The 25,350-nt window shown below is 67.3% G+C and carries 24 protein-coding genes; 13 read left to right on the forward strand and 11 right to left on the reverse strand.

The genetic code is table 11. The features are described from left to right. From phaR to gluQRS, 3 genes are all read right to left on the reverse strand, one after another. The coding region (gene phaR, locus N5E02_RS12985) for a polyhydroxyalkanoate synthesis repressor PhaR (RefSeq protein WP_279946348.1) at positions 1-519 on the reverse strand (519 nt) is incomplete at its 3' end. Between the two features lie 182 nt (positions 520-701). Beyond that, positions 702-1,442, reverse strand: coding sequence for an acetoacetyl-CoA reductase (phbB, locus tag N5E02_RS12990; RefSeq protein WP_005417754.1), 741 nt, complete (start codon positions 1,440-1,442; stop codon positions 702-704). Positions 1,443-1,459: 17 nt separating this feature from the next. Then, the gene (gene gluQRS, locus N5E02_RS12995) at positions 1,460-2,380 is read right to left on the reverse strand and encodes a tRNA glutamyl-Q(34) synthetase GluQRS (RefSeq protein WP_065178239.1); all 921 of its coding nucleotides are present in this window, start codon (positions 2,378-2,380) and stop codon (positions 1,460-1,462) included. A gap of 93 nt (positions 2,381-2,473) precedes the next feature. Here gluQRS and htpX point away from each other — a divergent pair, with 93 nt between their 5' ends. Further along, a complete protein-coding gene (htpX, locus tag N5E02_RS13000; protein WP_049415827.1) occupies positions 2,474-3,340 on the forward strand; it encodes a protease HtpX in 867 nt (288 codons plus the stop codon). Positions 3,341-3,999: 659 nt separating this feature from the next. On the opposite strand, the gene N5E02_RS13005 is transcribed toward htpX, so the two are convergent. Next, entirely contained in the window at positions 4,000-4,827 is an 828-nt protein-coding gene (locus N5E02_RS13005) for an inositol monophosphatase family protein (protein WP_005417749.1), read from the reverse strand. A 120-nt stretch (positions 4,828-4,947) separates the two neighbouring features. Between N5E02_RS13005 and N5E02_RS13010 the strand changes: the two genes are divergently transcribed. The 3 genes from N5E02_RS13010 (at position 4,948) to N5E02_RS13020 (ending at position 8,820) form a co-directional block, all read left to right on the forward strand. After that, positions 4,948-5,718: an RNA methyltransferase gene (locus tag N5E02_RS13010; protein WP_032956141.1), complete on the forward strand. Its 771-nt coding sequence runs from the start codon at positions 4,948-4,950 to the stop codon at positions 5,716-5,718. Positions 5,719-5,821: 103 nt separating this feature from the next. After that, positions 5,822-6,697 (forward strand): phosphate/phosphite/phosphonate ABC transporter substrate-binding protein, encoded by an 876-nt coding sequence (locus N5E02_RS13015; protein WP_065186031.1) that lies wholly within the window; start codon positions 5,822-5,824, stop codon positions 6,695-6,697. Next, positions 6,694-8,820 carry an EAL domain-containing protein gene (locus N5E02_RS13020; protein WP_005417742.1) on the forward strand — a complete coding sequence of 709 codons (2,127 nt, stop codon included), beginning with the start codon at positions 6,694-6,696 and terminating at the stop codon, positions 8,818-8,820. The genes N5E02_RS13015 and N5E02_RS13020 overlap by 4 nt, the downstream gene beginning before the upstream one ends. A gap of 68 nt (positions 8,821-8,888) precedes the next feature. On the opposite strand, the gene epmB is transcribed toward N5E02_RS13020, so the two are convergent. Continuing rightward, positions 8,889-9,929: an EF-P beta-lysylation protein EpmB gene (epmB, locus tag N5E02_RS13025; protein ID WP_155760286.1), complete on the reverse strand. Its 1,041-nt coding sequence runs from the start codon at positions 9,927-9,929 to the stop codon at positions 8,889-8,891. A gap of 96 nt (positions 9,930-10,025) precedes the next feature. Between epmB and efp the strand changes: the two genes are divergently transcribed. The 5 genes from efp (at position 10,026) to N5E02_RS13050 (ending at position 14,290) form a co-directional block, all read left to right on the forward strand. Next, positions 10,026-10,592 carry an elongation factor P gene (gene efp / locus N5E02_RS13030; protein ID WP_005410381.1) on the forward strand — a complete coding sequence of 189 codons (567 nt, stop codon included), beginning with the start codon at positions 10,026-10,028 and terminating at the stop codon, positions 10,590-10,592. Between the two features lie 205 nt (positions 10,593-10,797). After that, positions 10,798-12,141, forward strand: a complete 1,344-nt coding sequence (locus N5E02_RS13035) for a TRZ/ATZ family hydrolase (protein ID WP_065196618.1) — start codon at positions 10,798-10,800, stop codon at positions 12,139-12,141. Positions 12,142-12,165: 24 nt separating this feature from the next. Further along, on the forward strand, positions 12,166-12,882 hold the full coding sequence (gene ubiG, locus N5E02_RS13040; protein ID WP_049412667.1) for a bifunctional 2-polyprenyl-6-hydroxyphenol methylase/3-demethylubiquinol 3-O-methyltransferase UbiG: 717 nt from the start codon (positions 12,166-12,168) through the stop codon (positions 12,880-12,882). Next, complete coding sequence (locus N5E02_RS13045; RefSeq protein ID WP_005417733.1) at positions 12,879-13,574, forward strand: phosphoglycolate phosphatase; 696 nt, start codon at positions 12,879-12,881, stop codon at positions 13,572-13,574. The genes ubiG and N5E02_RS13045 overlap by 4 nt, the downstream gene beginning before the upstream one ends. Before the next feature lie 11 nt (positions 13,575-13,585). Further along, the gene (locus N5E02_RS13050; protein WP_065196619.1) at positions 13,586-14,290 is read left to right on the forward strand and encodes a squalene/phytoene synthase family protein; all 705 of its coding nucleotides are present in this window, start codon (positions 13,586-13,588) and stop codon (positions 14,288-14,290) included. 87 nt (positions 14,291-14,377) lie between these two features. Here the strand turns inward: N5E02_RS13050 and N5E02_RS13055 are convergent, their stop codons facing one another. Genes N5E02_RS13055 through yidD form a run of 3 tightly spaced genes read right to left on the reverse strand, consistent with a single transcriptional unit; the run spans position 14,378 to position 16,828 of the window. Further along, positions 14,378-15,226, reverse strand: coding sequence for a M23 family metallopeptidase (locus tag N5E02_RS13055; protein ID WP_279946345.1), 849 nt, complete (start codon positions 15,224-15,226; stop codon positions 14,378-14,380). Next, positions 15,226-16,572, reverse strand: a complete 1,347-nt coding sequence (locus N5E02_RS13060) for a dihydroorotase (protein WP_010486624.1) — start codon at positions 16,570-16,572, stop codon at positions 15,226-15,228. Before N5E02_RS13060 ends, N5E02_RS13055 begins: the two co-directional genes overlap by 1 nt. A gap of 1 nt (position 16,573) precedes the next feature. After that, the gene (gene yidD / locus N5E02_RS13065) at positions 16,574-16,828 is read right to left on the reverse strand and encodes a membrane protein insertion efficiency factor YidD (protein ID WP_010486626.1); all 255 of its coding nucleotides are present in this window, start codon (positions 16,826-16,828) and stop codon (positions 16,574-16,576) included. Positions 16,829-17,099: 271 nt separating this feature from the next. Between yidD and dksA the strand changes: the two genes are divergently transcribed. Continuing rightward, complete coding sequence (gene dksA / locus N5E02_RS13070) at positions 17,100-18,326, forward strand: RNA polymerase-binding protein DksA (RefSeq protein WP_065186037.1); 1,227 nt, start codon at positions 17,100-17,102, stop codon at positions 18,324-18,326. Between the two features lie 556 nt (positions 18,327-18,882). On the opposite strand, the gene N5E02_RS13075 is transcribed toward dksA, so the two are convergent. From N5E02_RS13075 to cysS, 3 genes are read right to left on the reverse strand one after another with little or no spacing between them, the layout of a single operon-like run. Then, positions 18,883-20,130 (reverse strand): MFS transporter, encoded by a 1,248-nt coding sequence (locus N5E02_RS13075; RefSeq protein WP_005417718.1) that lies wholly within the window; start codon positions 20,128-20,130, stop codon positions 18,883-18,885. Then, complete coding sequence (locus tag N5E02_RS13080) at positions 20,127-20,579, reverse strand: SufE family protein (protein WP_279946346.1); 453 nt, start codon at positions 20,577-20,579, stop codon at positions 20,127-20,129. The genes N5E02_RS13075 and N5E02_RS13080 overlap by 4 nt, the downstream gene beginning before the upstream one ends. 54 nt (positions 20,580-20,633) lie before the next feature. Further along, on the reverse strand, positions 20,634-22,010 hold the full coding sequence (gene cysS / locus N5E02_RS13085) for a cysteine--tRNA ligase (RefSeq protein WP_279946347.1): 1,377 nt from the start codon (positions 22,008-22,010) through the stop codon (positions 20,634-20,636). A gap of 186 nt (positions 22,011-22,196) precedes the next feature. Here cysS and N5E02_RS13090 point away from each other — a divergent pair, with 186 nt between their 5' ends. The 3 genes from N5E02_RS13090 to N5E02_RS13100 all read left to right on the forward strand — a co-directional run. Next, positions 22,197-22,760 carry a hypothetical protein gene (locus N5E02_RS13090; protein ID WP_065178248.1) on the forward strand — a complete coding sequence of 188 codons (564 nt, stop codon included), beginning with the start codon at positions 22,197-22,199 and terminating at the stop codon, positions 22,758-22,760. 319 nt (positions 22,761-23,079) lie between these two features. Next, the gene (locus tag N5E02_RS13095; protein WP_005417714.1) at positions 23,080-24,090 is read left to right on the forward strand and encodes an N-acetylornithine carbamoyltransferase; all 1,011 of its coding nucleotides are present in this window, start codon (positions 23,080-23,082) and stop codon (positions 24,088-24,090) included. 67 nt (positions 24,091-24,157) lie between these two features. After that, the coding region (locus N5E02_RS13100; protein WP_065186039.1) for an argininosuccinate synthase at positions 24,158-25,350 on the forward strand (1,193 nt) is incomplete at its 3' end.

Here is a 25,350-nt window from a genome sequence, read left to right on the forward strand (position 1 = left end):
GCCACCGGTGCCGGTACCGGTGCCGGGTTCGCCGGGCTTGTTGCCGGTTCCCGTTCCGGTGCCGCCCGGGCGCGGGCCACCGAAGCCGCTGCCCATGCTGCGCTGGAATTCCTGCCACAGCTCCAGGTTGCGCTCGGTCAGCTGGTTCATCATCGCCCACGGGGTCTGGCCCAGCAGGTTGCCCATCTGCTGGCGGAACTGCTGCTGCTGGTCGAGGAAGACCTGCATGCTGCGCTCCAGGTAGTTGCCCATGAAGCCCTGCAGGGAATCGCCGTAGAAGCGGATCAGCTGGCTCAGCAGCTGGGTCGACAGCATCGGTTCGCCGTCCTGTTCCTGGTCGGCGATGATCTGCAGCAGGACCGAACGGGTGAGGTCGTCGCCGCTCTTGGCGTCGCGGACTTCGAAGTCTTCACCGTCCAGGATCAGCTGGCGCACGTCCTCGATGGTGATGTAGCTGGAGATCTCGGTGTCGTAGAGACGGCGGTTCGGATACTTCTTGATGATGCGGGTCGCAGCCATGAAGCGGTACTCGTCACAGTAGACGCGCAGCATGGCGCAGTGCAGCAGCGGTTGCAACCGCCCCAGCCCCCGCCAGGCTTGGCTTTCAGGGGCGATCATGTTGCGCAGCAAGGGTTTGCGTGCTGCGCAGCATGACCATCGGCAGGGGCCGTCAGCGCATGCCGCAGCGGCCCCTGCGCGGCTTACCAGCCCATGTGGTGGCCGCCGTTGATGTCCAGGTTGCTGCCGGTGATCCACGAGGCTTCCTCGGCCACCAGGAAGGACACGCCATAGGCGATTTCCTCCGGCTTGCCGAGGCGCCCGGTGGGGATGTCGGCGATGATCTTGGCGCGCACGTCCTCCGGAACCGCCATCACCATGTCAGTGGCGACGTAGCCGGGCGAAATGGTGTTCACGGTGATGCCGAAGCCGGCGTTCTCGCGGGCCAGCGAAATGGTGAAGCCATGCATGCCGGCCTTGGCCGCGGCGTAGTTGGCCTGGCCGTACTGGCCCTTCAGGCCGTTGATCGAGCTGATCTGGATGACCCGGCCCCAGCCGCGGCGCCGCATGCCTTCGATCACCGGACGGGTGACGTTGAACACCGAATTGAGGTTGGTGTTGATCACATCGTGCCACTGGTCCGCGCGCATGCGGTGGAACGTCGTGTCGCGGGTGATGCCGGCATTGTTGACCAGGATCTCGACCGGGCCCAGCTCGGCCTCGACCGCACGCACCAGCGCCTCGGCGCTGCCTGGATCGGAGACATCGCCCGGGAAGATCGACACGCTGTAGCCGCGCTCGGTCATCGCCTGCTGCCATGCGCGGGCCTTGTCCTCGTCGCGGTAATTGGTGGCGACCCGGTGGCCCTGGTCGGCCAGGCGTTGGCAGATGGCGGTACCGATGCCGCCGGTTCCGCCGGTGACCAGTGCGACGCGAGATGTCATGGAATGCTGTCCGGGAATCAGGTGGGGGAAGGGGGATTCTGCAACATCGGCGCGGAAAGTGCGCCGGCCGGCAACAGGATGTCGGTCCGCGGCAGTCGAGCCGGGTCGAATGCCCGTTGCGCAGTGTGCAGCAGCGCATCCCGGTCATCGGCGCCGTCCAGTGCGGCAGGGGCCTGGCCCAGCAGCTGCCAGAGCGCGCGCAGTACCGGCACCGGCCGTGTACTGTCCACCGGCAGCGACGCCAGCGACTTGGACAGCTTGTGGCCGGGGGCGTCTAGCAGCAGCGGCAGGTGCCAGTAGCGCGGCACGGCCAGGCCCAGCGCCTGCTGCAGCAGGATCTGCCGCGCGGTGGAATCGAGCAGATCGGCGCCGCGCACCACTTCGGTCACCCCCTGCGCGGCGTCATCGACCACCACCGCGAGCTGGTAGGCCCAGCAGCCGTCGGCACGGCGCAGCACGAAGTCGCCGACTTCGGCATGCACGTCCTGCTGCTGCGGGCCACGCAGGCCATCGTCGAAGCGGACCAGGTTGCCGGGCGGTACGCGGAAGCGGACGGCAGGATCCGGTCGCGGCTGCCGCGCAACGCAGCGGTGGTGGATGCCGCCGCTGGCAGCCAGTTCGCTGCGGCTGCAGTGGCAGATGAACGCCTGGTCGCTGGCCAGCAACACGTCCAGCGCGGCCTGGTAGGCCTCGCCTCGAGCGCTCTGCCACAGGACCGGGCCGTCGTGGACCAGGCCGAACGCAGCCAGTGCCTGCAGCTGTGACTGTGCGGCGCCGGGTACGGTACGCGGCGGGTCAACGTCTTCGATGCGCAGCCGCCACAGGCCGCCGTGGTGGCGGGCCAGCAGCCAGCTGCCGAAGGCGGCAAGCAGGGATCCGGGGTGGAGCAGGCCGGTCGGCGAGGGCGCGAAGCGGCCGCAGGGAACAATGGCGGTCATGCAGGCTGAATCGTCGGTCAGGTTGGCGCTTGAATTCAAGCTGAGCGCACCGCAAATTGACAGATATCGACCCCTTCCGAGCCGGATTTTCCCATGTTCACCCGTATTGCCCTGTTCCTGGCGACCAACCTCGCGGTCCTGATCCTGGCCGGCATCGTCATGTCGATCCTGGGCGTGGACGCGCGTTCGATGAGCGGCCTGCTGGTGATGGCCGGCATCTTCGGTTTCGGTGGCTCCTTCATCTCGCTGCTGCTGTCCAAGTGGATGGCCAAGCGCTCCACCGGTGCGGTGGTGATCACTGAGCCGCGCAACCAGACCGAGCGCTGGCTGCTGGCCACGGTCGAGCGCCAGGCCAAGGCCGCCGGCATCGGCATGCCGGAAGTGGCGGTCTATGACGGCCCGGAGATCAATGCCTTCGCCACCGGCGCCAACCGCAACAACGCGCTGGTGGCGGTGTCCACCGGCCTGCTGCACAACATGAGCGAGGACGAGGCTGAAGCGGTGCTGGGCCACGAGATCGCCCACGTCGCCAATGGTGACATGATCACCATGGCGCTGCTGCAGGGCGTGCTGAACACCTTCGTGATCGTGCTGGCCCGCGTGGTCGGCGGCATCATCGACAGCGCGCTGTCGGGCAACCGCGAAGGCGGCGGTCGTGGCTTCGCTTACTACATCATCGTGTTCGTGCTGGAGATGGTGTTCGGCCTGTTCGCCACGATGATCTCGATGTGGTTCTCACGCCACCGCGAGTTCCGCGCCGACGCCGGCGGTGCCTCGCTGGCCGGTCGCCAGAAGATGATCGCTGCGCTGGAGCGCCTGCAGCTCAACCACGGCCAGAGCACGTTGCCGACCCAGATTGCCGCCTTCGGCATTTCCGGTTCGACGGCGAAGAAGCTGTTCATGAGCCACCCGCCGCTGGAAGAGCGCATCGCCGCGCTGCGGGCGTCGACGGTGGCGTAAGCCTCCGTGCTTCCGCGGTAGTGCAGGAACGCCTGGCCGCGCGCCGGGCGTTTTTGTTTGCGCGCCGATGCATTGGTGGCGCCGGGATCATTTCCGCGACCGCGGAGGGGTGTCACTTTCTTTGCGCGCAAAGAAAGTAACCAAAGAAACGCTCCGCCGGCCGCGAGCCGACGTGCTGCGCACGCCGGTGCCCTGCGCTTCTCGGCGAATCAGGGGACGGCGCCGAACTCGCTGCGCTCAAACACCGGCGCCTCTTCGCCCCTGATTCCCCTGCGATGCTCGGCTCGCTCAAGGCGGACTGGAAGGTCAAGATCAAGAGCAACAGCATCCACGCGTAGCATGGATCAACCGGGTGCCGCTGTGGCATTTGACCTTGGGTCCGCCTTGAGCGAGCTGAGCACCGCAGGTCCGGCGAGGGCGAAGAGGTGCGGGTGTCTGAGCGCAGCGAGTTCCCGCACCGTCCCTCGACGGGCCGAGGAGCGCAGGGCACCGATGCGCAGCATCGGCTCGCGCCCTGGCGGCGTGTTTCTTTGGTCACTTTCTTTGCACGAGCAAAGAAAGTGACACCCCTCCGCGGTCGCGGAAACGAATCTCCGTGCGCGCAAACGAAAACGGCACCCTCGCAGGCGCCGTCTCCATGAACCGCTTTACACGGAATCTCAGAACTTCGCGTCAAACTCCGCCGCGTAACCGGTGTTGACCAGTACCTTCTGCAGTGACTCGGCCACCTTCAGGTTGCCGGCCACGATCTGGTGGGTCTCCGGGCCACGGTTGTCCATGCGGCCCAGGGTCGCGCCCTTGAAGTCACAGACCTTGCCGCCCGCCTCGCGCACCAGCAGCAGGCCGGCAGCGATGTCCCACGCCTTCACGCCGGCTTCGAAGTAGGCGTCGGCACGGCCGCAGGCCACGTAGGCCAGGTCCAGTGCCGCCGAACCGGTGCGGCGGATGTCCTCGCCGTGCACCAGCAGGGCGTCGACCGCCTTCAGCTGGGCGCTGGCGCGGCTGCGCTCGCGCGGGGCGAAACCGGTGTGGATCATCGTGCCTTCCAGATCCTTGCGGTCGGCCACGCGGATGCGGCGGTCGTTCAGCACGGCGCCGGCACCCCGGCTGGCGGTGAACAGTTCATTGCGCAGCGGGTCGAAGATGACCGCGTCGGTCGGCTCGCCGTTCTCGACCAGCGCGATCGACACGCAGTAGTGCGGCACGCCACGCAGGTAGTTGCTGGTGCCGTCCAGCGGGTCGATGACCCACATCTGGCGGCGCTCGCCCTGCACGCCACCTTCTTCACCGAAGATGCCGTAGTCCGGATAAGCGCGCTTTAGTTCCTTGACGATGACCTTTTCCGCGTCCGCATCCACTTCGCTGGCGTAGTCCATCCGGCCCTTCTGCACCACGTTCAGTGCCTCGAGCTTGTTGATGTTGCGCAACAGGACGTTGCCGGCGAGGCGGGCGGCCTTGACCATGACGGTGACGGCGGGTTTCTGCATGGCGTGGGCTCCCGGAAAGGCAGAAGAGATGGACTGGCGGGGGAAAAGAGCGGGTCCGGCGCAGTGGCCGGCCGCACAGTTTACCATTGGTCATCGTCCAGCTCGACCTTTTCCCTGTTCATGTCCCAGTTTCCCGCCGCCACCCGCCTCCGATTCGTCCTGGTCGGTACCCAGCACCCCGGCAACATGGGCGCCGCCGCCCGTGCCCTGAAGACCATGGGCCTGGCCCGCCTGGTGCTGGTCGCCCCCGAGAAACCGCTGGACGAGGAGGCCTTCCGCCGCTCTGCCGGTGCCGAAGATGTGCTGGGGGACGCCCCGGTGGTCGCCACCCTGGCCGAGGCCGTGGCCGATTGCCGCCTGGTGCTGGGCTGCACCGCGCGTGCCCGCCGCGTGCAGCTGGAGGAGTACCTGCCGGCCGATGCCGCCGCTCGTGCGGTGGCCAAGGCGGGCGAGGGCGCCGAGGTGGCGCTGGTGTTCGGCCGTGAGCGCACTGGCCTGACCAACGAAGAACTGCAGCTCTGCCACGCGGCGGTGCACATCCCGTCCGATCCGGCGTTCAGCTCGCTCAACCTGGCTGCCGCCGTGCAGGTGCTGGCCTATGAGACACGCATGCAGCTGCTGGGCGCGCAGCCGGCCGCGGACGCCGAGCCCGGTTTCCGCGAACAGGCAGCAAGCCATGAGCAGATGGAGAGCTTCTTCGCCCAGCTTGGCGACACCCTGGACGAGATCGATTTCCACAAGGGCCGCGCGCCGGAATCGGCGATGCGCAAGCTGCGCCGGCTGTTCCTGCGCAGCGAGCCGAGCGAGCAGGAAGTGCGCCTGCTGCGCGGCATCCTCGCCGACACCCAGCGCATGGCGCGACTGGCACAGGCGGGAAACAAGGACAGCTGACGACGTTCTCATTTTTTCGGGTAGTCTGTCCGGATACCCAGGGGGGATGAAGCCTGTGTCGGGTCTGCGAAGGGCAGTGCAGAGGGGACTGCTGAGCCTGGTCATGATCCTGCTGGCCGGGACGGTGCATGCAGCACCGGACCGGGTGCTGGTGCTGGGCCGGATCAGCGATGATCCCAAGGCCCATTACGAGCAGCTGCAACCGTTGCTGGACTATGTAGTGGCACGCATGCACGACGTCGGCATCACCGAAGGGCGGATCCTGATGGCACGCGACCCGCAGCAGATGGCCAGCTATCTGCGGCGGGGGCGGGTCGACTGGGTCACGGAAACGTCGGGTACGGCGGTGGCACTGGGCCAGCGCAGTGGCGCGCGGCCGCTGCTGCTGACCGAGCGCAATGGCGTGCGTGAGTACCAGACCGTGTTCTTCGTGCGTCGCGACAGTCCGATCCAGCGGATCCAGGACCTGCGCGGGCATCGCCTGGCGCTGCAGAACACGGCGTCCACCAGTGCCTACCTGGTGCCGGTGATGACGCTGCTGCAGGAGGGGCTGGCGCCGCAGATCCTGGCCGGTGTGTGGGACGTGCCGGGCCGGGACAGCGTGGGGTACGTGTTCGCACGTAGCGAGTTGAACATCGCCACGTTCGTGCACAAGGGCATGGTCGAAGTGGGGGCGGTGAGCAGCGTGGACTGGAATGACGAGCGACGGATGCCGACGGCATTCCGGCGGGACTTCCGCGAACTGCTGCGCACCGAACCCTACCCACGGGCGGTGGAAATGGTTCGCGCCGACCTTGACCCGCGGGTACGTGACCGGCTGCAGGACGTCCTGCTGCAGGCGGCCAGCGACCCGCAGGCACAGGGGGCGCTGCATCGGTTTTTCGGCACTTCCGGTTTCCACCGCGTCGATGCGCATGCGCAGCAGCGGCTGGATGAATTGAAACAAGGATTGACGCGCGTGCGGATGGAAGTGGAATGAAGTGGCTCGGCTCGGGAATGCAGGCCCGGTTCCTGCTCGCGATGGGCGGGGCGATGGTCGTGGTGGTGGCGATCCTGGCGGTGTTGCTGGGGCGGCAGGCGGCGATGCAGGGCGAGGTGCGCAACCTCAGTGGTGGCGTCATCCATGAACTGTTCGACCGCAGCGTGCGCAGCCGCGGCGAAGCGATGGCGCGCGAGCTGTCCGACGCGCTGGCCAACCCGCTGTACTACCGCGACCTGGACCAGGTCGGTGCGCTGGTGCGCAGCACCGCACGGCAGCCGGTCGTGCGCTATGTGCTGGTGTTCGACGAACGTGGCCGGCTGGTGCATGACGGCTCGATCGAGGTGTCCGGCTTCGGCCAGCCGATGACCGACCCGCTGGCCCCCAAGGCCGCGGTGGCGCAGGCGCTGGTGGTGCAGGAATCGCCTAAGGTACTCGACAACACCATGCCGATCATGGTCGGCAACCAGCGCATCGGCGGCGTCCGCGTCGGCATGGCGCTGGACGAGGTGCAGCAGCGCGAACAGGCCGCCAATGCCACGCTCGGCGAGCGCCTGCAGCAGGTCGGCAGCCGCCACCTGGGCTGGCTGCTGCTGATGCTGGGCCTGCTGGTGGTGATCGGCGTGGTGGTGATCCTGTACGTGCAGCGCACCCTGGTGGCGCCGATCCGGGACCTGGCCGCTGCGGCGCGCCGCATCGAGGCTGGCGACTACCAGGCGCCGCTGGCCGAGAACACCCGCGACGACGAAGTCGGCGAGCTGGTGCGCGGCTTCGCCCGCATGCGCGATGCCATCGCCCGCCATGACCGCGAGGTGCGGCGCATGGCCTATACCGATGCACTGACCGGGCTGACCAACCGGTTGGCATTCAGGGAGGCGCTGGACCATCGCCTGATGGCCGCGCGCGCATCCAATCATCGGCTGGGCCTGCTGTTTGCCGATATCGACGATTTCAAGCGCGTCAACGACACCCTGGGCCATGAGGCCGGTGACGAAGCGCTGTTGCAGTTCGCGCAGCGCATCGGCAGTGCGGTTACCGAGGCCGGTGGCGATGAAGCCCTGCTGGCCCGCTTTGGCGGCGACGAGTTCGTGATCCTGGTCGGTGATGGCGACGTGGCGGCCAACGCACGGCTGCTGGCCGAAGTGCTGGTGCGCGAGCTGGGCAAGCCGCTGGTGGTGCAGGGCCGGGAACTGTTCCTGGGCACTTCGATCGGCGTGACCCTGTTCCCGGATGATGCCGCCGATGCGACCACGCTGCTGAAGAACGGCGACATCGCCATGTACCAGGCCAAGATGGCCGGCAAGAACTGCTACCGCTATTACAGCCGTGCGATGGACCACGCGGTCGAGCGCCGCGTGCACATGGAGCAGGAGCTGCGCGGGGCCTGGGAGCGCGGCGAGCTGCGCCTGGCCTACCAGCCGATCTTCCGCATGCGCGATCGCCGCATGGTCGGCGTGGAAGTGCTGCTGCGCTGGCAGCATCCGACCTTGGGTACGATTCCGCCGTCGGTGTTCATCGAAGTGGCCGAGCAGAGCGGGCTGATCGAGCTCATCGGCCCGAAGGTGCTGCGTGCGGCCTGCATGGAAGCCTCGCAGTGGCCACGTGGGGCGGGCGGCGATGATCTGTTCGTGTCGGTGAATGTGTCGCCGCGGCAGCTGCGCGGCGGTGAACTGCCGGCATTGGTCGCGCAGTGCCTGCACGAGTCCGGGCTGCCGGCGTCGCGCCTGCACCTGGAGTTGACCGAAACCGCGGTGATCGGCGACGAAATGGTTGCCGCGCAGCTGCTGGACAAGCTGCACCGCACCGGCGTGAAGGTCTGGCTGGACGATTTCGGCACCGGCTTCTCCGGTCTCAGCCATCTTCGCCAGGTACCGGTGGACGGCGTGAAGATCGACAAGAGCTTCGTGGCCGACATGCAGCGCGATCCCGACGATCTGGCGCTGACCACGGCGATCATCGCCATGGCCCACGCACTGGGCATCACCGTGGTGGCCGAGGGCATCGAGCAGCAGGCGCAGTTCGAACTGCTGGTGCAGCGCGGCTGCGATCTTGGCCAGGGCTACTGGCTGAGCCACCCGGTGACCGCCACCGAAGTGGTGCGGATGATCGAATCGGGCCTCTGACCGACTGACGTTGTGCTGGGGTCAGATCCCTTTTCCGTCGGAAAAGGGATCTGACCCCGGCAGTGCTCCTACACCGGGCGCTTGCTCGGGTCGCCGGGCAGTTCGCGCACCAGTTTCGGAATCAGATAGCCGGACAGGCGTGCGGTCAGGCCGGCAATCAGCGCCTTGGCCTGGGCATCATCCACTTCGAAGTGGGCCACGCCTTCGACCCGGTCCAGCTGGTGCAGGTAGTAGGGCAGCACGCCAGCGGCGAAGCTGCGCTCGCTCAGGTCCTGCAGGGCCTGCACGCTGTCGTTGACCCCGCGCAGCAGTACCGCCTGGTTCAGCAGCTGGGCGCCGACGCCGCGCAGGCGGGCCATCGCCGCGTCCACGCTGGCGTCGAATTCATTGGCGTGATTGGCGTGGACCACGATCGCCAGCGGCCATGGCAGGCTGCCCAGCCAGCACACCAGTTCATCGTCCACGCGTTCCGGTAGCACGATCGGCAGCCGGGTATGGATGCGCAGGCGGCGGATATGCGGAATCGCGCGCAGGGCGTCGGTCAGTTCGACCAGCTTGTGCGTGGCCAGTGACAACGGGTCACCGCCGGACAGGATCACCTCATCGATGTCCGGGTCGGCCGCGATGGCGGCTACGGCCTCCTGCCAGCCGCCCTTGGCAGCGTTTTCCGCGGCATAGTCGAAGTGGCGGCGGAAGCAGTAGCGGCAGTTGATCGCGCAGCTGCCGGTGGCGACCAGCAGGGCACGGCCACGGTACTTCTGGATCACCCCGGTAGCCTTCCTGGCGGCACCATCACCCACCGCGTCGAAGCTGAACCCGGGCGCCGGGCGCATTTCCTCGTCGATCGGCAGCACCTGGCGCAGCAGCGGGTCGGCCGCATCGCCCACGCGCATGCGGGCCACGAAGCCCTCGGGCACGCGCAATGCGAACTGGTCCATGGCCGCCTCCGAGACACCCAGCGCCGCCGGGTCCAGCTGCAGCCGGGCCAGCAGGGCGTGCGGGTCGCGCAGCGCCTGGCGCCAGAGCTGCTGCCAGCGCGCGGGCGCGCCTGGCGACTGGGGCCGGGGGAAGGCGGAAAGCTGCATGGAGAGGGGGCCTGCGGTTATCATGGGGGCAGAAAAACAGTCGCCCACCGGCATCCGGTGGGCTTTCCATTCTAACGGCTCGCCGCACCCGCGGCGTTTCTGCCACTCAGGAGTTTACGCATGGCCAGCTACGGCATGAACGACGTCAAGAACGGGATGAAGATCCTGGTCAACAACCAACCGGCCGTCATCATCGACACCGAATACGTCAAGCCGGGCAAGGGCCAGGCCTTCACCCGCGTGAAGTACCGCCTGATCAAGGACGGCCGTACCCAGGAAGTGACCATGAAGTCGACCGACTCGCTGGATGCAGCCGACGTCGTCGATACCGACATGAACTTCATGTACAGCGACGGCGAGTACTGGCACTTCATGGACCCGGAGTCCTTCGAACAGGTCCAGGCCACCAAGGCCGGCATGGGCGGCGCCGAGAAGTGGCTGAAGGGCGAAGAGTCCTGCGTGGTCACCCTGTGGAACGGCGAGCCGATCTTCGTTCAGCCGCCGAACTTCGTCGAACTGAAGATCACCGAAACCGATCCGGGCGTCCGTGGCGACACCTCGGGCGGCGGCGGCAAGCCGGCCACCCTGGAAACCGGTGCCGTGGTCCGCGTGCCGCTGTTCGTCAACCAGGACGAAGTGATCCGTGTCGACACCCGTTCGGGCGAATACTCCGCACGCGTCAAATAAGGTTCCGGCCGCAGGCCGACCTTGCTGTAGAGCCGAGCCGTGCTCGGACACGCGCCAGCGCATTCGCGCTGGTGCTCCCATGATCTGCTTCGGCAGATCATGGGCCCCGCTTCACGGGTCTCCAGACCCCGCCGCTTCGCGGCAGCCCCTGACCCAGGGGCGTGTCCCCAGAAGTATCTCGCCGCCCCCCAGCCAGTGAGCCCGCATGAGCGATAGCCCGCACCTCCCCGAAGCCTGCGACCTGCTCATCGAAGCTGGTCATGTCGTTCCGATCGAGCCGCATGCGGTGGTGCTGGAAGACCATGCCGTTGCCGTGCGTGGCAGCGAGATCGTGGCCATCCTGCCGCGTGCCGAGGCGCGCGCACGCTTCCGTGCCGCGCAGGTGGTCAGCCGCCCCGAGTCGGCGCTGATGCCGGGCCTGGTCAACGCGCACACGCACAACCCGATGACACTGCTGCGCGGCGTCGCCGACGACCTGCCGCTGATGACCTGGCTGCAGCAGCACATCTGGCCGGTGGAAGCGGCCGTGATCGGGCCGGAATTCGTGGCCGACGGCACCACCCTGGCCATCGCCGAGATGCTGCGCGGCGGCACCACCTGCGCAAACGAGAACTACTTCTTCGGCGACGTGCAGGCCGCGGTCTACAAGAAGCACGGTTTCCGCGCGCTGGTCGGCGCGGTCATCATCGATTTCCCCACCGCCTGGGCCAGGACCGATGACGAATACTTCGCCAAGGCTGGTGAACTGCACGACCAGTGGCGCACCGATCCGCTGATCGGGACCGCGTTCGCGCCGCATGCGCCGTACACGGTCAACGATGCCAACTTCGAGCGGGTGCGTATGCTGTCCGACCAGCTCGACATGCAGGTGCACCTGCACACCCACGAGACCGCGCAGGAGATCAACGATTCGATCAAGCTGCACGGCCAGCGCCCGCTGGCGCGGCTGGATCGCCTTGGCCTGGTCAACGACCGCCTGATCGCGGTGCACATGACCCAGCTGACCGATGCGGAAATCCACCTGTGCGCCGAACGCGGCGTCAGCGTCGTGCATTGCCCCGAATCGAACCTGAAGCTGGCCTCCGGCTTCTGCCCGGCCTGCGCCCTGCAGCGCGCCGGTGTGAACCTGGCGATCGGCACCGATGGCTGCGCCAGCAACAACGATCTGGACATGTTCAGCGAGAACCGTACCGCAGCGATCCTGGCCAAGGCCGTGGCCGATGATGCCACCGCGCTGGACGCGGCCACCACGCTGCGCGCAGCGACGCTGGGCGGTGCCCGTGCGCTGGGCTTTGCTGACCGCATCGGTTCGATCGAAGTCGGCAAGCAGGCCGACCTGGTCTGTGTCGACCTGTCGGCGCTGGAAACCCAGCCGCTGCACAACGTGCTGTCGCAGCTGGTGTATGCCACCGGCCGCCAGCAGGTCAGCGACGTCTGGATCGCCGGCAAGCCGAAGCTGTTGCAGCGCGAGCTGGTCGGCATGGACCTGCCGGGCATCATCGCCAACGCGCGCCAGTGGCGCGAGCGTATCCGTCATATCCGCGCCTGACCCCTGGCGCCGCAAGGACCCCTCATGACTGCCCCCCACGCTTCTTCCAATTTCGATCAGGCCGAGCTGGACAAGTTCGCCGCGCTGGCCAACCGCTGGTGGGATGCTGACGGCCCGCAGAAGCCGCTGCATGCGCTGAACCCGGTACGCCTGAAGTACGTCGCCGACCGCGTGCCGTTGCGTGGCGCGCGCGTGCTCGACATCGGCTGCGGTGGCGGGCTGCTGAGCGAAGCACTGGCGCAGGCCGGCGCCGACGTCACCGCCATCGACCTGGCCCCGGAACTGGTGAAGGTCGCGCGCCTGCATGCGCTGGAAAGCGGTGCCAAGGTCGACTACCGCGTGCAGGCCGCCGAGGATCTGGCCGCCGAGCAACCGGGCAGTTTCGATGTGGTCACCTGCATGGAAATGCTCGAGCACGTGCCAGACCCGGGCGCGATCATCGACGCCTGCAAGCGCCTGCTGAAGCCGGGCGGCCACCTGTTCCTGTCGACCATCAACCGCACCGCGGCCGCCTTCGCGGTGGCGATTGTCGGCGCCGAGTACGTGGCGCGGCTGCTGCCCAGGGGCACCCACCACTACCAGGAATTCATCAAGCCGGCCGAGCTGGCGCGCTGGCTGCGCGAGGCCGACCTGCAGCTGGTGGATGTCAGCGGCATGGCCTACGAGCCGTGGCGCAACCATGCCCGCCTGAGCAGCCGCACCGACATCAACTACCTGGCCTACGCGGTCAAGCCGGCATGACCTCCGCCCGCTTCCCGCGTGCGGTGCTGTTCGACCTGGATGGCACGTTGCTGGACAGCGCGCCGGACTTCGTCGCCACCTGCAATGCGATGCTGGCCGAGCGGGGCCGGGCAGCGGTCGATCCGGCGCAGCTGCGGCCGGTGGTCTCCAAGGGCTCGCGCGCGATGGTCGGGGCCGCTTTCCCGGACCTGGATGCCGCTGCGCGCGATGCATTGATCCCGGAATTCCTGCAGCGCTACGAAGCGCTGATCGGCCAGTACGCGGTGCTGTTCGACGGCGTGGCCGGCATGCTCGCCGCGCTGGATGAGGCCGGTACGGTATGGGGCATCGTCACCAACAAGCCGGAGTACCTGGCGCGCCTGATCCTGCCGCAGCATGGTTGGCAGCAGCGCTGCGCGGTGCTGGTCGGCGGTGACAGCCTGGCCGAGCGCAAGCCGCACCCGCTTCCACTGCTGCACGCTGCGCAGGCCATCGGCATGGCCGCCGAAGACTGCGTGTACGTGGGTGATGACGAGCGCGACATCATCGCTGCACGTGCTGCCGCGATGCCGTCGGTGGCGGCGCTGTGGGGCTACCGCCTGCACAGCGACGATCCGCTGGCCTGGCAGGCCGACGTGCTGGTCGAGAACGCTGAACTTCTGCAACTGGCCAGTCTCTGGCCGACCCGGCCGGCAGCCCCGGCCCAGCCGTAAGGAATCCCGTAGTGAGCAGTACCGCGCTGGACAGTTTCCTCGACAAGTGGCGCAGCCGTTGGCCGGAATGGTCGGTGGCCGCCCCGTTCGTGGCCGAACCGCAACGCGAGCTCGCAGTGGCGTGGTTTGCGCTGCTGCAGGAGTTCGACGACATGCTCAACACCAGCGGCGATCCGCTGCCCGCCGATGCCAAGCTGGCGTGGTGGGGCGAGGAGCTGCGCAGCTGGGCAGGGCATCGTTCGCGCCATCCGCTGGGCCGTCTGCTGGAGCCGGTGCGTGCGCCGTGGGTGCAACTGGCCGAAGCACTGCCGGACCTCGTTGAAGCGCGTACCGTTGCGCTGGATGCAGCCGGTGCCGAGCGTGCGCTGGCCAATTACGCCGACGCCGTGGCCGCAGTGGAAGCGGCCTTGTTTGCCGACAAGCCGCGCACCGGCGCCGGTCGTGCGGTGCAGCTGCAGACCCTGGCCCAGCGCCTGCAGGACGCCGGCGTGGCCGGTGTGCCGCGCAGCCTGTTGGATGAGGATTCCAGCACGGCCGCGCAGCGCTGGGCCCAGTACCTGTTGAAAGGATGGGGCAGCCGCGTGCCGGGTCCGCGCCCGCGGCGCGTGTGGTCGAGCCTGGCGCGCGCCCGCGTTGCCGCGCAGGCCGCAGGCAAGCCAATCGAAGCCACCCCGGTGCGCACGTTGCTGCGCGTGTGGTGGGCCGCGCGCGGTTGATCCAACTGTCTGGTAGTGCCGGCCGCTGGCCGGCAGCTCGGGCACTGCAGAATTCATGCGGTTGCCGGCCAGCGGCCGGCACTACCGTTATTTGCGTTCCAGCACCAGCAACGGGTCGATGCGGGTGTCGAACCAGTTCATGCCCCAGTGCAGGTGCGGGCCGGTGGCACGGCCGGTGGCGCCGACGGCAGCGATCACCTGGCCCTGCTCCACACGGTCGCCAACTTTTACGTCGATGCGCGAAAGGTGCAGGAAGTTGGAGCTGATCCCGAAGCCGTGGTCGAGCAGCAGCGTGCCACCGGTCAGGTACAGGTCCGGACCGGCGAAGGTCACGATGCCGGCCGCCGGCGCCTTCACCGGGGTGCCGGTCGGCACCGCGATGTCCATGCCGGAGTGACCGGCCCCCGGCTGCCCGTTGTAGACGCGTGCATTGCCGAAGCGGCCGCTGATGCGGCCCTGTACCGGCCAGATGAAGGTCTGGGTGAAGTCGGTGCGGTCGTCATCGCGGGCACGTGCGGCGGTCACCTGCGCCTGTTCGCGCTTGATCCGCTCGGCGATCGCCGCCGGCGGATTGACCGTCTTCGGTGGCACCCCGTTGACCCGCTCGGTGGGCCAGTCGCGCGGCGTCACCGCAATGGTCGCGGTCTCGCTGCCACCATCGGGGCGTTGCACCTGTACGCGCAGCGGACCCTTCTCGTCGCGGCCGATGCCGAACACCACGCTGCCGTAGCCGCTTACCCGCAGCTGGCGGCCGGCATACTGCACGCGACTGCCGGCGGGTACCTTGCCGATCACCAGCGCGCCCTGCGACGCACTGGCCGGGAACACCACGCGGCTGTCGATCAGGCTGCCGATGCCATCCTGCGCCTGCGCCCGGGAAGTGGAAAACAGGGGCGCGGCCAGCAGCAGCGCCCCGATCATCAGTGCCGAACGCATCAGCGGTCGTAGGTCATGCGCTGGCCGGCGGGTTCACCCACCAGCTTGCTGCCGTCCCACACCAGCTGGCCGTTGACCCAAGTGGAGGCCACGCGGGAACGGAAGGTGGTGCCTTCAAACGGCGACCAGCCGCACTTGGACAGCACGTCCTCGCGCTTGACGGTGAACGGCACGTCCTCCACCAGCACCAGGTCGGCAAAGTAGCCTTCGCGCAGGAAGCCGCGTTCTTCCACGTCGAACAGCTGCGCCGGCGCATGTGCGAATTTCTGCACCACCTGCTCGCGGGTCAGCTTGCCTTCGTGCACCCGCTCCAGCGCGGCCACCAGCGCGTACTGCACCAGCGGCAGGCCCGACGGCGCCTGCGCGTAGGGCTTCTGCTTCTCTTCCCAGGTGTGCGGCGCGTGGTCGGTGGCCAGCACGTCCAGCACGTCATCGGCCAAGGCAGCGGTGATTGCCTCGCGGTCGGACACTTCCTTGATCGCCGGGTTGCACTTGATCAGGTTGCCCTTGGTCGCGTAGTCCGGACGCGCGAAGTGCAGGAAGTGCACGCAGGTTTCGGCGGTGATCTGCTTGCGGCTGCCATCGGCGCGGATCAGCGGGCCCTTCTCGAACAGCGCCAGCTCATCGGCGGTGGAGATGTGCAGCACATGCAGGCGGGTGCCGTGCTTGCGTGCCAGCGACATCGCCAGGCGCGTCGACTTGATGCAGGCTTCGCGCGAACGGATGTCCGGGTGCATGTCCGGGGTCAGCGCATCGCCGTACTTTTCCTGGAAGGCCTTGAGGTTGGCATCGATCATCGGCGTGTCTTCGCAGTGCGTGATGATCGGGGTCGGGCATTCGCGGAAGATCGCGTCCAGCGTTTCCGGGTTGTCGACCAGCATGTTGCCGGTCGAAGCACCCATGAACACCTTCACGCCGGGCGCCTTCTTCGGATCCAGCGCACGGATCGCGTCCAGGTTGTCATTGCTGGCGCCATGGTAGAAGCCGTAGTTGGCCCAGGCGCGGCCGCGCGCGAGCTCGTACTTGGCTTCCAGGATGGTCGAATCCAGCGTCGGCGGGTTGGTGTTGGGCATGTCCATGAAGCTGGTCAGGCCACCGGCCACGGCCGCGGCCGATTCGCTGGCGATGTCGCCCTTGTGGGTCAGGCCCGGTTCGCGGAAATGCACCTGGTCGTCGATCATGCCGGGCAGCAGCCAGCGCCCGGCGGCGTCCACCACCTGCTCGCCGTCGCGCGGCGCCAGCCCATTGCCGATCTGCGCGATGCGGCCGTTCTCGATGCGCAGGTCGCCGTCGAAGGTGCGGCCTTCGTTGACCATCCGGGCGTTGGTGATGAGCGTGGAGGACATGTCAGTGTTTTCCTGTGCAACGGCAAGAGGGGGCGTGGTTGGATTCGGGCACCGGGTCGAAGCCGCCGGGGTGGAACGGGTGGCAGCGGCCCAGCCGGCGCGCAGCCAGCCAGCTGCCGCGCAGCGGGCCGTGCCGCGAGATGGCTTCCATCGCGTATTCAGAACAGCTCGGCACGAAACGGCAGCGTGGCCCCAGCAGGGGGCTGATGAAGCGCTTGTAGAAGCGCAGCAGGGCAATGAGCAGGCGCGAGATCACCCAGTCATCTTATGCCAGTTGGCATGAAGGCCGCATTTGTGCAGGATGGGCCGTTGGTCGCATGTCGCCGATGGCCTGCGACCGGTACCAGCACCTTCGGGTGCTGGCCAGGTTCCGTACCGCGCAAGGCGGTCCGTGTTCGTCGGACTGCCCATTGGGCGCCTTGGCTCCAGGACTGAATGGGGCAGGGTGCCGAGGTTGCTGCTGCGGGTCGGGTAGGCTATAAAGGCCCGCTTTCCCGGGCCCCGGGGAATCCAAGGAAGAGCGTTTCGTGGCTGCTAAAAAAACTGCAAAGAAGGCCGCAACGGCCGCCAAGAAAACCGCCAAGCCTGTTGTGAAGAAGTTGGCGGCAAAGCCCGTTGCCAAGAAGCCGGCCAGCAAGCCGGCGACCAAGGCAGCGTCCTCGCAACCGGCGGCCAGGAAGGCCACCGCAAAGAAAACGCCGGTCAAGGCAACCAAGCCGGTGGCGAAGAAGGCCGCTGCGCCCGCCAAGGCCAAGCCAGCCGCTGCCAGCAAGAAGGCGCCGGTGAAGAAGACCGTCAGCAAGGCTGCGCCGGTGAAGAAGGCCGCCGCCAAGCCGGTGGCCAGGAAGGCAGCCGCCAAGCCAGCGCCGAAGGCGGTGGTGAAGAAGGCTGCAGCCAAGCCGGTCGCCAAGCCCGTAGCAAAGAAGGTCGCTGCGGCTAAACCGGCCGCCACGCCCGCCGCTGTAAAGAAGGTTGCCAAGAACGTTGCCGCGCCGGCCACAAAGCCGACCCCGGCCCCAGTAGTGAAGTCCGCACCGAAGCCTGCTGCCAAGCCGGCTCCGGCCAAGCCTGTCCCGGCCAAGACCGTGGCAGTGGCGGCAGCCCAGCCGGCCTCAACGCCGGCCCCGGCCGCCGCTCCTGTCGCTTCGAAGGCCCCGCAATCCAAGAATCCCGTGCCCGTTTCGAAATCGCCTGCCAAAACCGCCGTGAAATCCGATTCCGCCCCGAAGACCGTGTCGCGCCCTGTCGGCAAGGTTGCCGTGGCCGTCGCCGCCCGCTCGGCAGCACCGGCCCCGCGCAGCAAGTACAAGGTGGTCGAGTACAAGACCGACGAGGCCACTGGCCGCCCGATCCTGCCGGCTGGCTACAAGCCGTCCTCGGAAGAGGAATACATGAGCTCGCTGCAGCAGGAGTATTTCCGCCAGCGCCTGCAGAACTGGCGCGCGGACCTGGTGGAAGAGTCCAAGCAGACCATCGAGAACCTGCGCGAGGAAGTGCGTGACATCGGCGACGAAGCCGAGCGTGCGACCCGCGAGACCGAGAACTCGCTGGAACTGCGTACCCGCGACCGCTACCGCAAGCTGATCGGCAAGATCGACAGCACCCTGAAGCGCCTGGAAGCCGGCGACTACGGGTACTGCGTCGACACCGGCGAAGAAATCGGCCTGGAGCGCCTGGAAGCGCGCCTGACCGCCGAGCGCACCATCGACGCCCAGGAGCGTTGGGAGCACCTGCAGAAGCAGCAGGGCGACTGATTCCAGTTCGTTGTCTGGTCATGCGAAAAACCCGGCTTCGGCCGGGTTTTTTGTTGGGTTCGTGTTGGCTGTGTAGAGCAGCGCCTTGCGGGTATCGGGTGGAGCCTGCGGGTGGGTCCGGGCAGGACACGCTGCAAGTACATCCCTGTAAGCTCGGCCGCGGCATCCATGCCGCGGACGGTCCCGCCCGTACCCACCCGCAGGCTCTCGACGGTTTCCTGCGTGCGCGGCCGATGTAGAGCCGAGTCCACGCTCTGCTCAGGCCGACAGGAGCGGTCATGCGTGCTTGCGGCTGTTGAGTCCGCCTTGTAGCGAGCCGAGCACCGCAGGGGAATCAGGGGCGAAGAGGCGCCGCTGTTTGAGCGCAGCGAGTTCGGCGCCGTCCCCTGATTCACCGAGGAGCACAGGGCACCGGCGCGCAGCGCCGGCTCGCGGATGGCGGAGCGTTTCTTTGGTTACTTTCTTTTCGCGAAAAGAAAGTGACAAGCCCAATCATCGAGGGAGAGCAACGGCCCCAGCCAAACACCCGGCGCCGCCGAATCCGCTGTTAGCAGCGTCACTGCAGGTCGCGAAGATTCAGTTTCCGCAGCGTTGGGTTCTTCCACGCGGTGATCCCGGCCACGCTCAGCACCGCGAATCCGCCCAGCACCACCGCCGGCACCAGGCCGAGCAGCTTCGCCATCGTGCCGGCATAGAACGCGCCCAGCTCGTTGGACGAACTGATGAAGATGCCGTTGATCGACGATACGCGACCGCGCATCTCTTCCGGCGTAGCCAACTGCAGGATGGTCGAGCGGATCACCACCGAGACACCATCGAACGCGCCGTAGAACAGCAGGATCAGCGCCGACAGCCAGAAGTGCTGCGACAACCCGAAGCTGATCACGCACAGGCCGAAGCCGGCCACCGCGAACAGCAGGACGCGGCCGGCATTGCGGTGCAGCGGGTGGCGCGCCAGCCACAGGCCTACGCACACCGAGCCCAGCGCCGGCATCGCGCGCAGGATGCCCAGGCCTTCCGGGCCGTGGTGCAGGATCTCGTGCAGGAACGCCGGCAGCATCGCTACCACGCCGCCCAGCAGCACCGAGAACATGTCCAGCGCCATCGCGCCGACCATGATCCGGTTGCCGACCACGAAGCGCGCGCCTTCGGCGATGCTCTTGAAGATCGGTGCGGCCGGACCGGTATGCACCGGTTCTTCCACCTTCAGCGTGGCCAGGCAGGCCATCGCCACCAGCGCAAAGGCCGTAGCCACCGCGTAGGACAGGCCCTTGCCACCGAAGCCGACCAGCACGCCGCCCAATGCCGGGCCGGCGATCATGCCGGCCTGGAACACCACCGCGCCCAGGCCGGCGCCACGGGCAAACTGGTCACGGGCCAGCACGCGGGCGAACAAGGCGTTGTAGATCGGCGACAGGAAGGCGCGGACCATGCCGGTCAGCGCGATGGCCGCGTAGATCGGCCACACGCCGTCAATCGGCAACCAGCCCATGGCCACGCTGGTCAATACCAGTGCAGTGGCGATCAGCCCGCAACAGGCGACCATGCCCAGCCGACGGCGCGGCAGGTGATCCACCAGGTAACCGGCGAACGGAGCCACGCAGAAGAACGGCACGACCTCGGCCAGGCCGATCAGGCCCAGCGAGAACGGATTGCGGGTGACTTCGTAGATGTGCCAGCCGACAGTGACCGCGACCACCTGGTAGGACAGCATCGCAAAGATGCGGTAGGCCAGCAGCCTGGCGAAACCGGGCCGGGACAGCAGGCCCAGTGCACTGTCTTCGGCCGTGGCGGGCTCGCTCACGACGGGTCGCGCTGCAGCTGCGCCTGCGCCGTCTCACGGATGAACGCCAGCATCGCCGCCACGCCGTTGCTGCGGGTGGGCGAGAGGTGGCGGGCCAGGCCGACGTCCTGGATGTAGCTCGGTTCGGTGGCCAGGATCTCCTGCGCCGAGCGCCCGGAGTACACGCGCAGCGCCAGGAAGATCAGGCCGGAGACAATCGCCGAATCGCTGATGGCATGGAAGCGCAGCGACTGCGCGTTGCCTTCCGGCACGATCCAGACCATCGACTGGCAGCCGAGCAGGCGATGCTCTTCGGTCTTCCATTCTTCCGGGAAGGCCGGCAGCTTGCGGCCGAGGTCGATCAGGTACTGGTAGCGCTCGGACCAGTCGCCGAAGAAGCCGAATTCCTCGGCGATGGCGGTCTGGGCCTCGGCGGCGGTGGATTCAAGCGGGAACGGGGAGTCGGTCACAACAGTCTCTACGGTGGGGGCCTGGCCGGCGGACCGGCCACGGGGCAGGGCAGGTCAGCTGCGCTTGCGCGACCAGCGAACGCCCTGCGGGGTGTCATCCAGCACGATGCCTTCGGCGGCCAGCTGGTCGCGGATGGAGTCGGCACGGGCGAAGTCGCGTGCCTTCTTGGCCGCGGCGCGCTCGTCGATCAGGCCCTGGATGCGGGCATCGTCGCCGTCATCGCTGGCCACGGTGCCGAACCACTGCGCCGGATCGGCCTGCAGCAGGCCCAGTGCCAGGCCGGCGCCGAGCAGTTCACCCTTCAGGCGCGCCTGCTCGGCCGGGTCGGTGGCACGACGCGCATCGGCGGCGATGCGGGCCACTTCGGCCAGCGCCTGTGGGGTGTTGAGATCGTCGTCCAGGGTCGCCTCGACCGTGGCCGGAATCACTGCCGTGGCCTCGATCGACGCCAGTTCGCGCAGGGTGCCGTACAGGCGGTCCAGGGTGCGCACCGATTGTTCGATCAGCGCATCGGACCAGTCCAGCGGCTGCCGGTAGTGGGCCGACAGCAGGGCCAGGCGCAGCGCTTCTGGCGGATGCTGGCGCACCAGATCATGCACGCGCTCGATGTTGCCCAGCGACTTGCTCATCTTGGCGCCGCCGAAGTTGAGCATGCCGTTGTGCAGCCAGAAGCGGGCGAAGATCTTGCCGCCGTGGGCGCATTCGCTCTGCGCAAGCTCGTTCTCGTGGTGCGGGAACTGCAGGTCGACGCCGCCGGCATGGATGTCGATGGTCTCGCCCAGGTGGGCGGCGGCCATCGCCGAGCATTCGATGTGCCAGCCCGGGCGGCCACGGCCCCAGGGCGATTCCCAGCCGGGCAGGTCGTCGCTGGATGGCTTCCACAGCACGAAATCGCCCGGATCACGCTTGTAGGGGGCGACATCGACGCGGGCGCCAGCCAGCATTTCTTCCGGGTCGCGGCGGGAGAGCTTGCCGTAGCCATCGAAGCTGGCCACCGCAAACAGCACGTGGCCTTCGGCGGCATAGGCATGACCACTGGCGATCAACTGCTCGATCATGGTGATGATCTGCGGCATGTGCGCGGTCACTTCCGGTTCGATGTCAGGCGGCACCACGCCCAGCGCGGCCATGTCTTCACGGTAGGCGGCGGCGAACCTGTCGGTGATGGTGCTGATCGGCACCCCCTGCTCGCGCGCGGCGGTGTTGATCTTGTCGTCCACGTCGGTGATGTTGCGGGCGTAGCGCAGTGCGCCGAAACGCCGCCGCAGCAGGTCGGCCAGCACCCCGAACACCACCGGGCCACGGGCGTTGCCGATGTGCACGTAGTTGTAGACCGTGGGGCCGCACACATACAGGGTCGGACAGGCCGGGTCGAGCGGGGTGAACGGTTCGAGCTGGCGAGTCAGGTTGTTGTGCAGGCGCAGGGTCATGGGGCTGTGGCTGGGGGACAAGCCTGTGATTTTAGAACGTGTCGGCCCCCTTTGGGGGCACTGGCTGCCACCGGTGGACGCCGGTTCCTCCGGGTGGGGTGGGCAGGAGCAGCGTGGACGGGTAATGTTCAGCCCCTTGCGCTCGCCACTGCCTACACTATTGCCGTGTCCTTGCTCCCGTCGCCAATGAAATCCACCGCGTTGCTGACCCTGGCCTACCTGTCGGCGCTGCCCGCCGTGGTGCTGGCCCAGGAGGCCGAGCCCCGCAACCGGGTGGTGATCGTGGAGAACGTGAAGTTCGACTACGCGCAGGTGCTGAACGTCGAACCCGTGTTCCAGACCCTGCGCGCGACCCGCACCGAGGAGCACTGCGAGCCGGTGTCGACCCGGACCCTGGCCCCGGTGAACGTGACCGGCGAGGAGCCGGTCGAGGACAAGGGCCGGATCAGCCGCTTCTGGGACTCGGTGCGCTCGATGTTCAAGCGCAGTGACGAGGAGGCCGTTGAGGAGGTCGGAACCGAGTCGCCGGCCCCGGCGCCGGCCAACAACGGCCCCATGCTGACCCGCGACTGCCGCATCGTGCCGGTGGGGCGTGAATTCCGCCGGCCCATCGCCTACGACGTGGATTACGTCTACAAGGGCACCAAGTACCGCTCGCGGCTGCCGGAAGACCCCGGCAACCGGCTCAAGATCCGGGTGTCGATCACCCCCTGGGTCGGTCCGGAGCAGGGCGCCGCCGGCAATCCCTGATTCTGCGACCCCGGCCCCTTGCGCCGGTCACGGCCGCATGCAAAGATATTCGGCCATGAAGCTCACCGACTTCCAGCACGACAGCAGCGCAGCCCGACAGGCGTCTGGCATGACCTCGCGTGCGCGTCGACCGGAACCCCACATTCTCGCTGGGTAACCGGAGCTTTTTGCTGTTCGTCCGAAAAAAACCCAGCCCGCCGGCTGGGTTTTTTCGTTTCTGCGTTCTGATAGCTGCAACTGCAACCTTTTCGCTCCACCTTTGGTTCCTGCTTTTCCCTTCCACTGCGTCGAACCCGGCGCCGCCACGCAAGGAAAGATGATGTCCCCCAAGCACTTCCTGAACACCCAGGACTGGAGCCGCAGCGATCTCGACGCGCTGCTGACCCAGGCCGCGCTGTTCAAGCGCAACAAGCTCGGCGACCAGCTCAAGGGCAAGTCGATCGCGCTGGTGTTCTTCAACCCGTCCATGCGCACCCGCACCAGCTTCGAACTGGGCGCGTTCCAGCTCGGCGCCCACGCGGTGGTGCTGCAGCCGGGCAAGGATGCGTGGCCGATCGAGTTCAACCTCGGCACGGTGATGGACGGCGATACCGAAGAGCACATCGCTGAAGTGGCCAAGGTGCTGGGCCGTTACTGCGACATCATCGCCGTGCGCGCGTTCCCCAAGTTCGTCGACTGGGCCTACGACCGCCAGGACATCGTCCTCAACAGCTTCGCCAAGTACTCGCCGGTGCCGGTCATCAACATGGAGACCATCACCCATCCGTGCCAGGAGCTGGCCCACATCATGGCGCTGCAGGAGCACTTCGGCACCCAGGACCTGCGCGGCAAGAAGTACGTGCTGACCTGGACCTACCACCCCAAGCCGCTGAACACTGCCGTTGCCAATTCGGCGCTGACCATCGCCACCCGCATGGGCATGGACGTGACCCTGCTGTGCCCGACCGCCGACTACATCCTCGACGACCGCTACATGGGCTGGGCCGAGCAGAACGTGGCCGAGAGCGGCGGTTCGCTGAAGATCAGCCATGACATCGACAGCGCCTACGCAGGCGCCGACGTGGTCTACGCCAAGAGCTGGGGCGCGCTGCCGTTCTTCGGCAACTGGGAACCGGAAAAGCCGATCCGTGACCAGTTCAAGCACTTCATCGTGGACGAACGGAAGATGGCGCTGACCAACAACGGGGTGTTCAGCCACTGCCTGCCGTTGCGCCGCAACGTGAAGGCCACCGATGCGGTGATGGATTCGCCGCAGTGCATCGCCATCAACGAAGCCGAGAACCGCCTGCACGTGCAGAAGGCGATCATGGCCGCGGTTGCCGGGCGCTGATCCAACACTTCAGCCGACCAGCGGTCGGCTCTACCGAATTCCCATCCCCCAAGTGGACCTGACCCCCATGAGCAACAAAGACGTCGTTCTCGCCTTCTCCGGCGGCCTGGATACCAGCTTCTGCGTGCCGTACCTGCAGGAGCGTGGCTACAACGTGCACACCGTGTTCGCCGACACCGGTGGCGTGGATGATGAAGAGCGCGATTTCATCGAGAAGCGCGCCGCCGAACTGGGCGTGACCAGCCACGTCACCGTCAATGGTGGCCCGGCCATCTGGGAAGGCTTCGTCAAGCCGTTCGTGTGGGCCGGCGAAGGCTACCAGGGCCAGTACCCGCTGCTGGTTTCGGACCGCTACCTGATCGTCGATGCCGCGCTGAAGCGTGCTGCCGAGCTGGGTACCCACATCATCGCCCACGGCTGCACCGGCATGGGCAACGACCAGGTCCGCTTCGACCTGGCTGTGAAGGCACTGGGCGACTACCAGATCATCGCGCCGATCCGCGAGATCCAGAAGGAACACACCCAGACCCGCGCCTACGAGCAGAAGTACCTGGAAGAGCGCGGCTTCGGCGTGCGCGCCAAGCAGCAGGCCTACACCATCAACGAGAACCTGCTGGGCGTGACCATGTCCGGCGGTGAGATCGACCGTTGGGAAGCCCCGGGTGAAGGCGCGCGTGGCTGGTGCTCGCCGCGCAGCGAATGGCCGGAACAGGCGCTGACCGTGACCCTGAAGTTCGTTGAAGGCGAAGCCGTGGAACTGGACGGCAAGGCGCTGCCGGGCGACCAGATCCTGGCCCAGCTCAACAAGCTGTTCGCCCCGTACGGCGTTGGCCGCGGCGTCTACACCGGCGACACCGTGATCGGCCTGAAGGGTCGCATCGTGTTCGAGGCCCCGGGCCTGGTTTCGCTGCTGGCCGCGCACCGCGCGCTGGAAGATGCCGTGCTGACCAAGCAGCAGAACCGCTTCAAGCCGGACGTCGCACGCAAGTGGGTGGAGTTGGTGTACGAAGGCTTCTACCACGACCCGCTGAAGACCGACATCGAGGCCTTCCTTAAGTCCTCGCAGGCCAAGGTCAACGGCGAAGTGGTGCTGGAAACCCGCGGCGGCCGCGTCGATGCAGTGGCGGTGAAGTCGCCGCACCTGCTCAACGCCAAGGGCGCCACCTACGCGCAATCGGCCGACTGGGGCGTGGAGGAGGCTGAGGGCTTCATCAAGCTGTTCGGCATGAGTTCGACGCTTTACGCGCAAGTCAACCGCTG

This window comes from Stenotrophomonas sp. GD03777, assembly GCF_029842485.1.
In the GTDB taxonomy this organism is placed as follows: Bacteria; Pseudomonadota; Gammaproteobacteria; order Xanthomonadales; family Xanthomonadaceae; genus Stenotrophomonas; species Stenotrophomonas sepilia.

Bases quoted from the DNA above. Each gene is read 5' to 3' on its own strand.
- N5E02_RS13095 (WP_005417714.1), top strand. From the start codon at position 23,080: ATGTCCCCCAAGCACTTCCTGAACACCCAGGACTGGAGCCGCAGCGAT.
- N5E02_RS13015 (WP_065186031.1), top strand. From the start codon at position 5,822: ATGATCCTGCTGGCCGGGACGGTGCATGCAGCACCGGACCGGGTGCTG.
- epmB (WP_155760286.1), bottom strand. From the start codon at position 9,929: ATGATAACCGCAGGCCCCCTCTCCATGCAGCTTTCCGCCTTCCCCCGG.
- N5E02_RS13035 (WP_065196618.1), top strand. From the start codon at position 10,798: ATGAGCGATAGCCCGCACCTCCCCGAAGCCTGCGACCTGCTCATCGAA.
- N5E02_RS13090 (WP_065178248.1), top strand. From the start codon at position 22,197: ATGAAATCCACCGCGTTGCTGACCCTGGCCTACCTGTCGGCGCTGCCC.
- N5E02_RS13045 (WP_005417733.1), top strand. From the start codon at position 12,879: ATGACCTCCGCCCGCTTCCCGCGTGCGGTGCTGTTCGACCTGGATGGC.
- gluQRS (WP_065178239.1), bottom strand. From the start codon at position 2,380: ATGACCGCCATTGTTCCCTGCGGCCGCTTCGCGCCCTCGCCGACCGGC.
- N5E02_RS13005 (WP_005417749.1), bottom strand. From the start codon at position 4,827: ATGCAGAAACCCGCCGTCACCGTCATGGTCAAGGCCGCCCGCCTCGCC.
- N5E02_RS13055 (WP_279946345.1), bottom strand. From the start codon at position 15,226: ATGCGTTCGGCACTGATGATCGGGGCGCTGCTGCTGGCCGCGCCCCTG.
- htpX (WP_049415827.1), top strand. From the start codon at position 2,474: ATGTTCACCCGTATTGCCCTGTTCCTGGCGACCAACCTCGCGGTCCTG.
- ubiG (WP_049412667.1), top strand. From the start codon at position 12,166: ATGACTGCCCCCCACGCTTCTTCCAATTTCGATCAGGCCGAGCTGGAC.
- N5E02_RS13010 (WP_032956141.1), top strand. From the start codon at position 4,948: ATGTCCCAGTTTCCCGCCGCCACCCGCCTCCGATTCGTCCTGGTCGGT.
- N5E02_RS13060 (WP_010486624.1), bottom strand. From the start codon at position 16,572: ATGTCCTCCACGCTCATCACCAACGCCCGGATGGTCAACGAAGGCCGC.
- cysS (WP_279946347.1), bottom strand. From the start codon at position 22,010: ATGACCCTGCGCCTGCACAACAACCTGACTCGCCAGCTCGAACCGTTC.
- efp (WP_005410381.1), top strand. From the start codon at position 10,026: ATGGCCAGCTACGGCATGAACGACGTCAAGAACGGGATGAAGATCCTG.
- phbB (WP_005417754.1), bottom strand. From the start codon at position 1,442: ATGACATCTCGCGTCGCACTGGTCACCGGCGGAACCGGCGGCATCGGT.
- N5E02_RS13020 (WP_005417742.1), top strand. From the start codon at position 6,694: ATGAAGTGGCTCGGCTCGGGAATGCAGGCCCGGTTCCTGCTCGCGATG.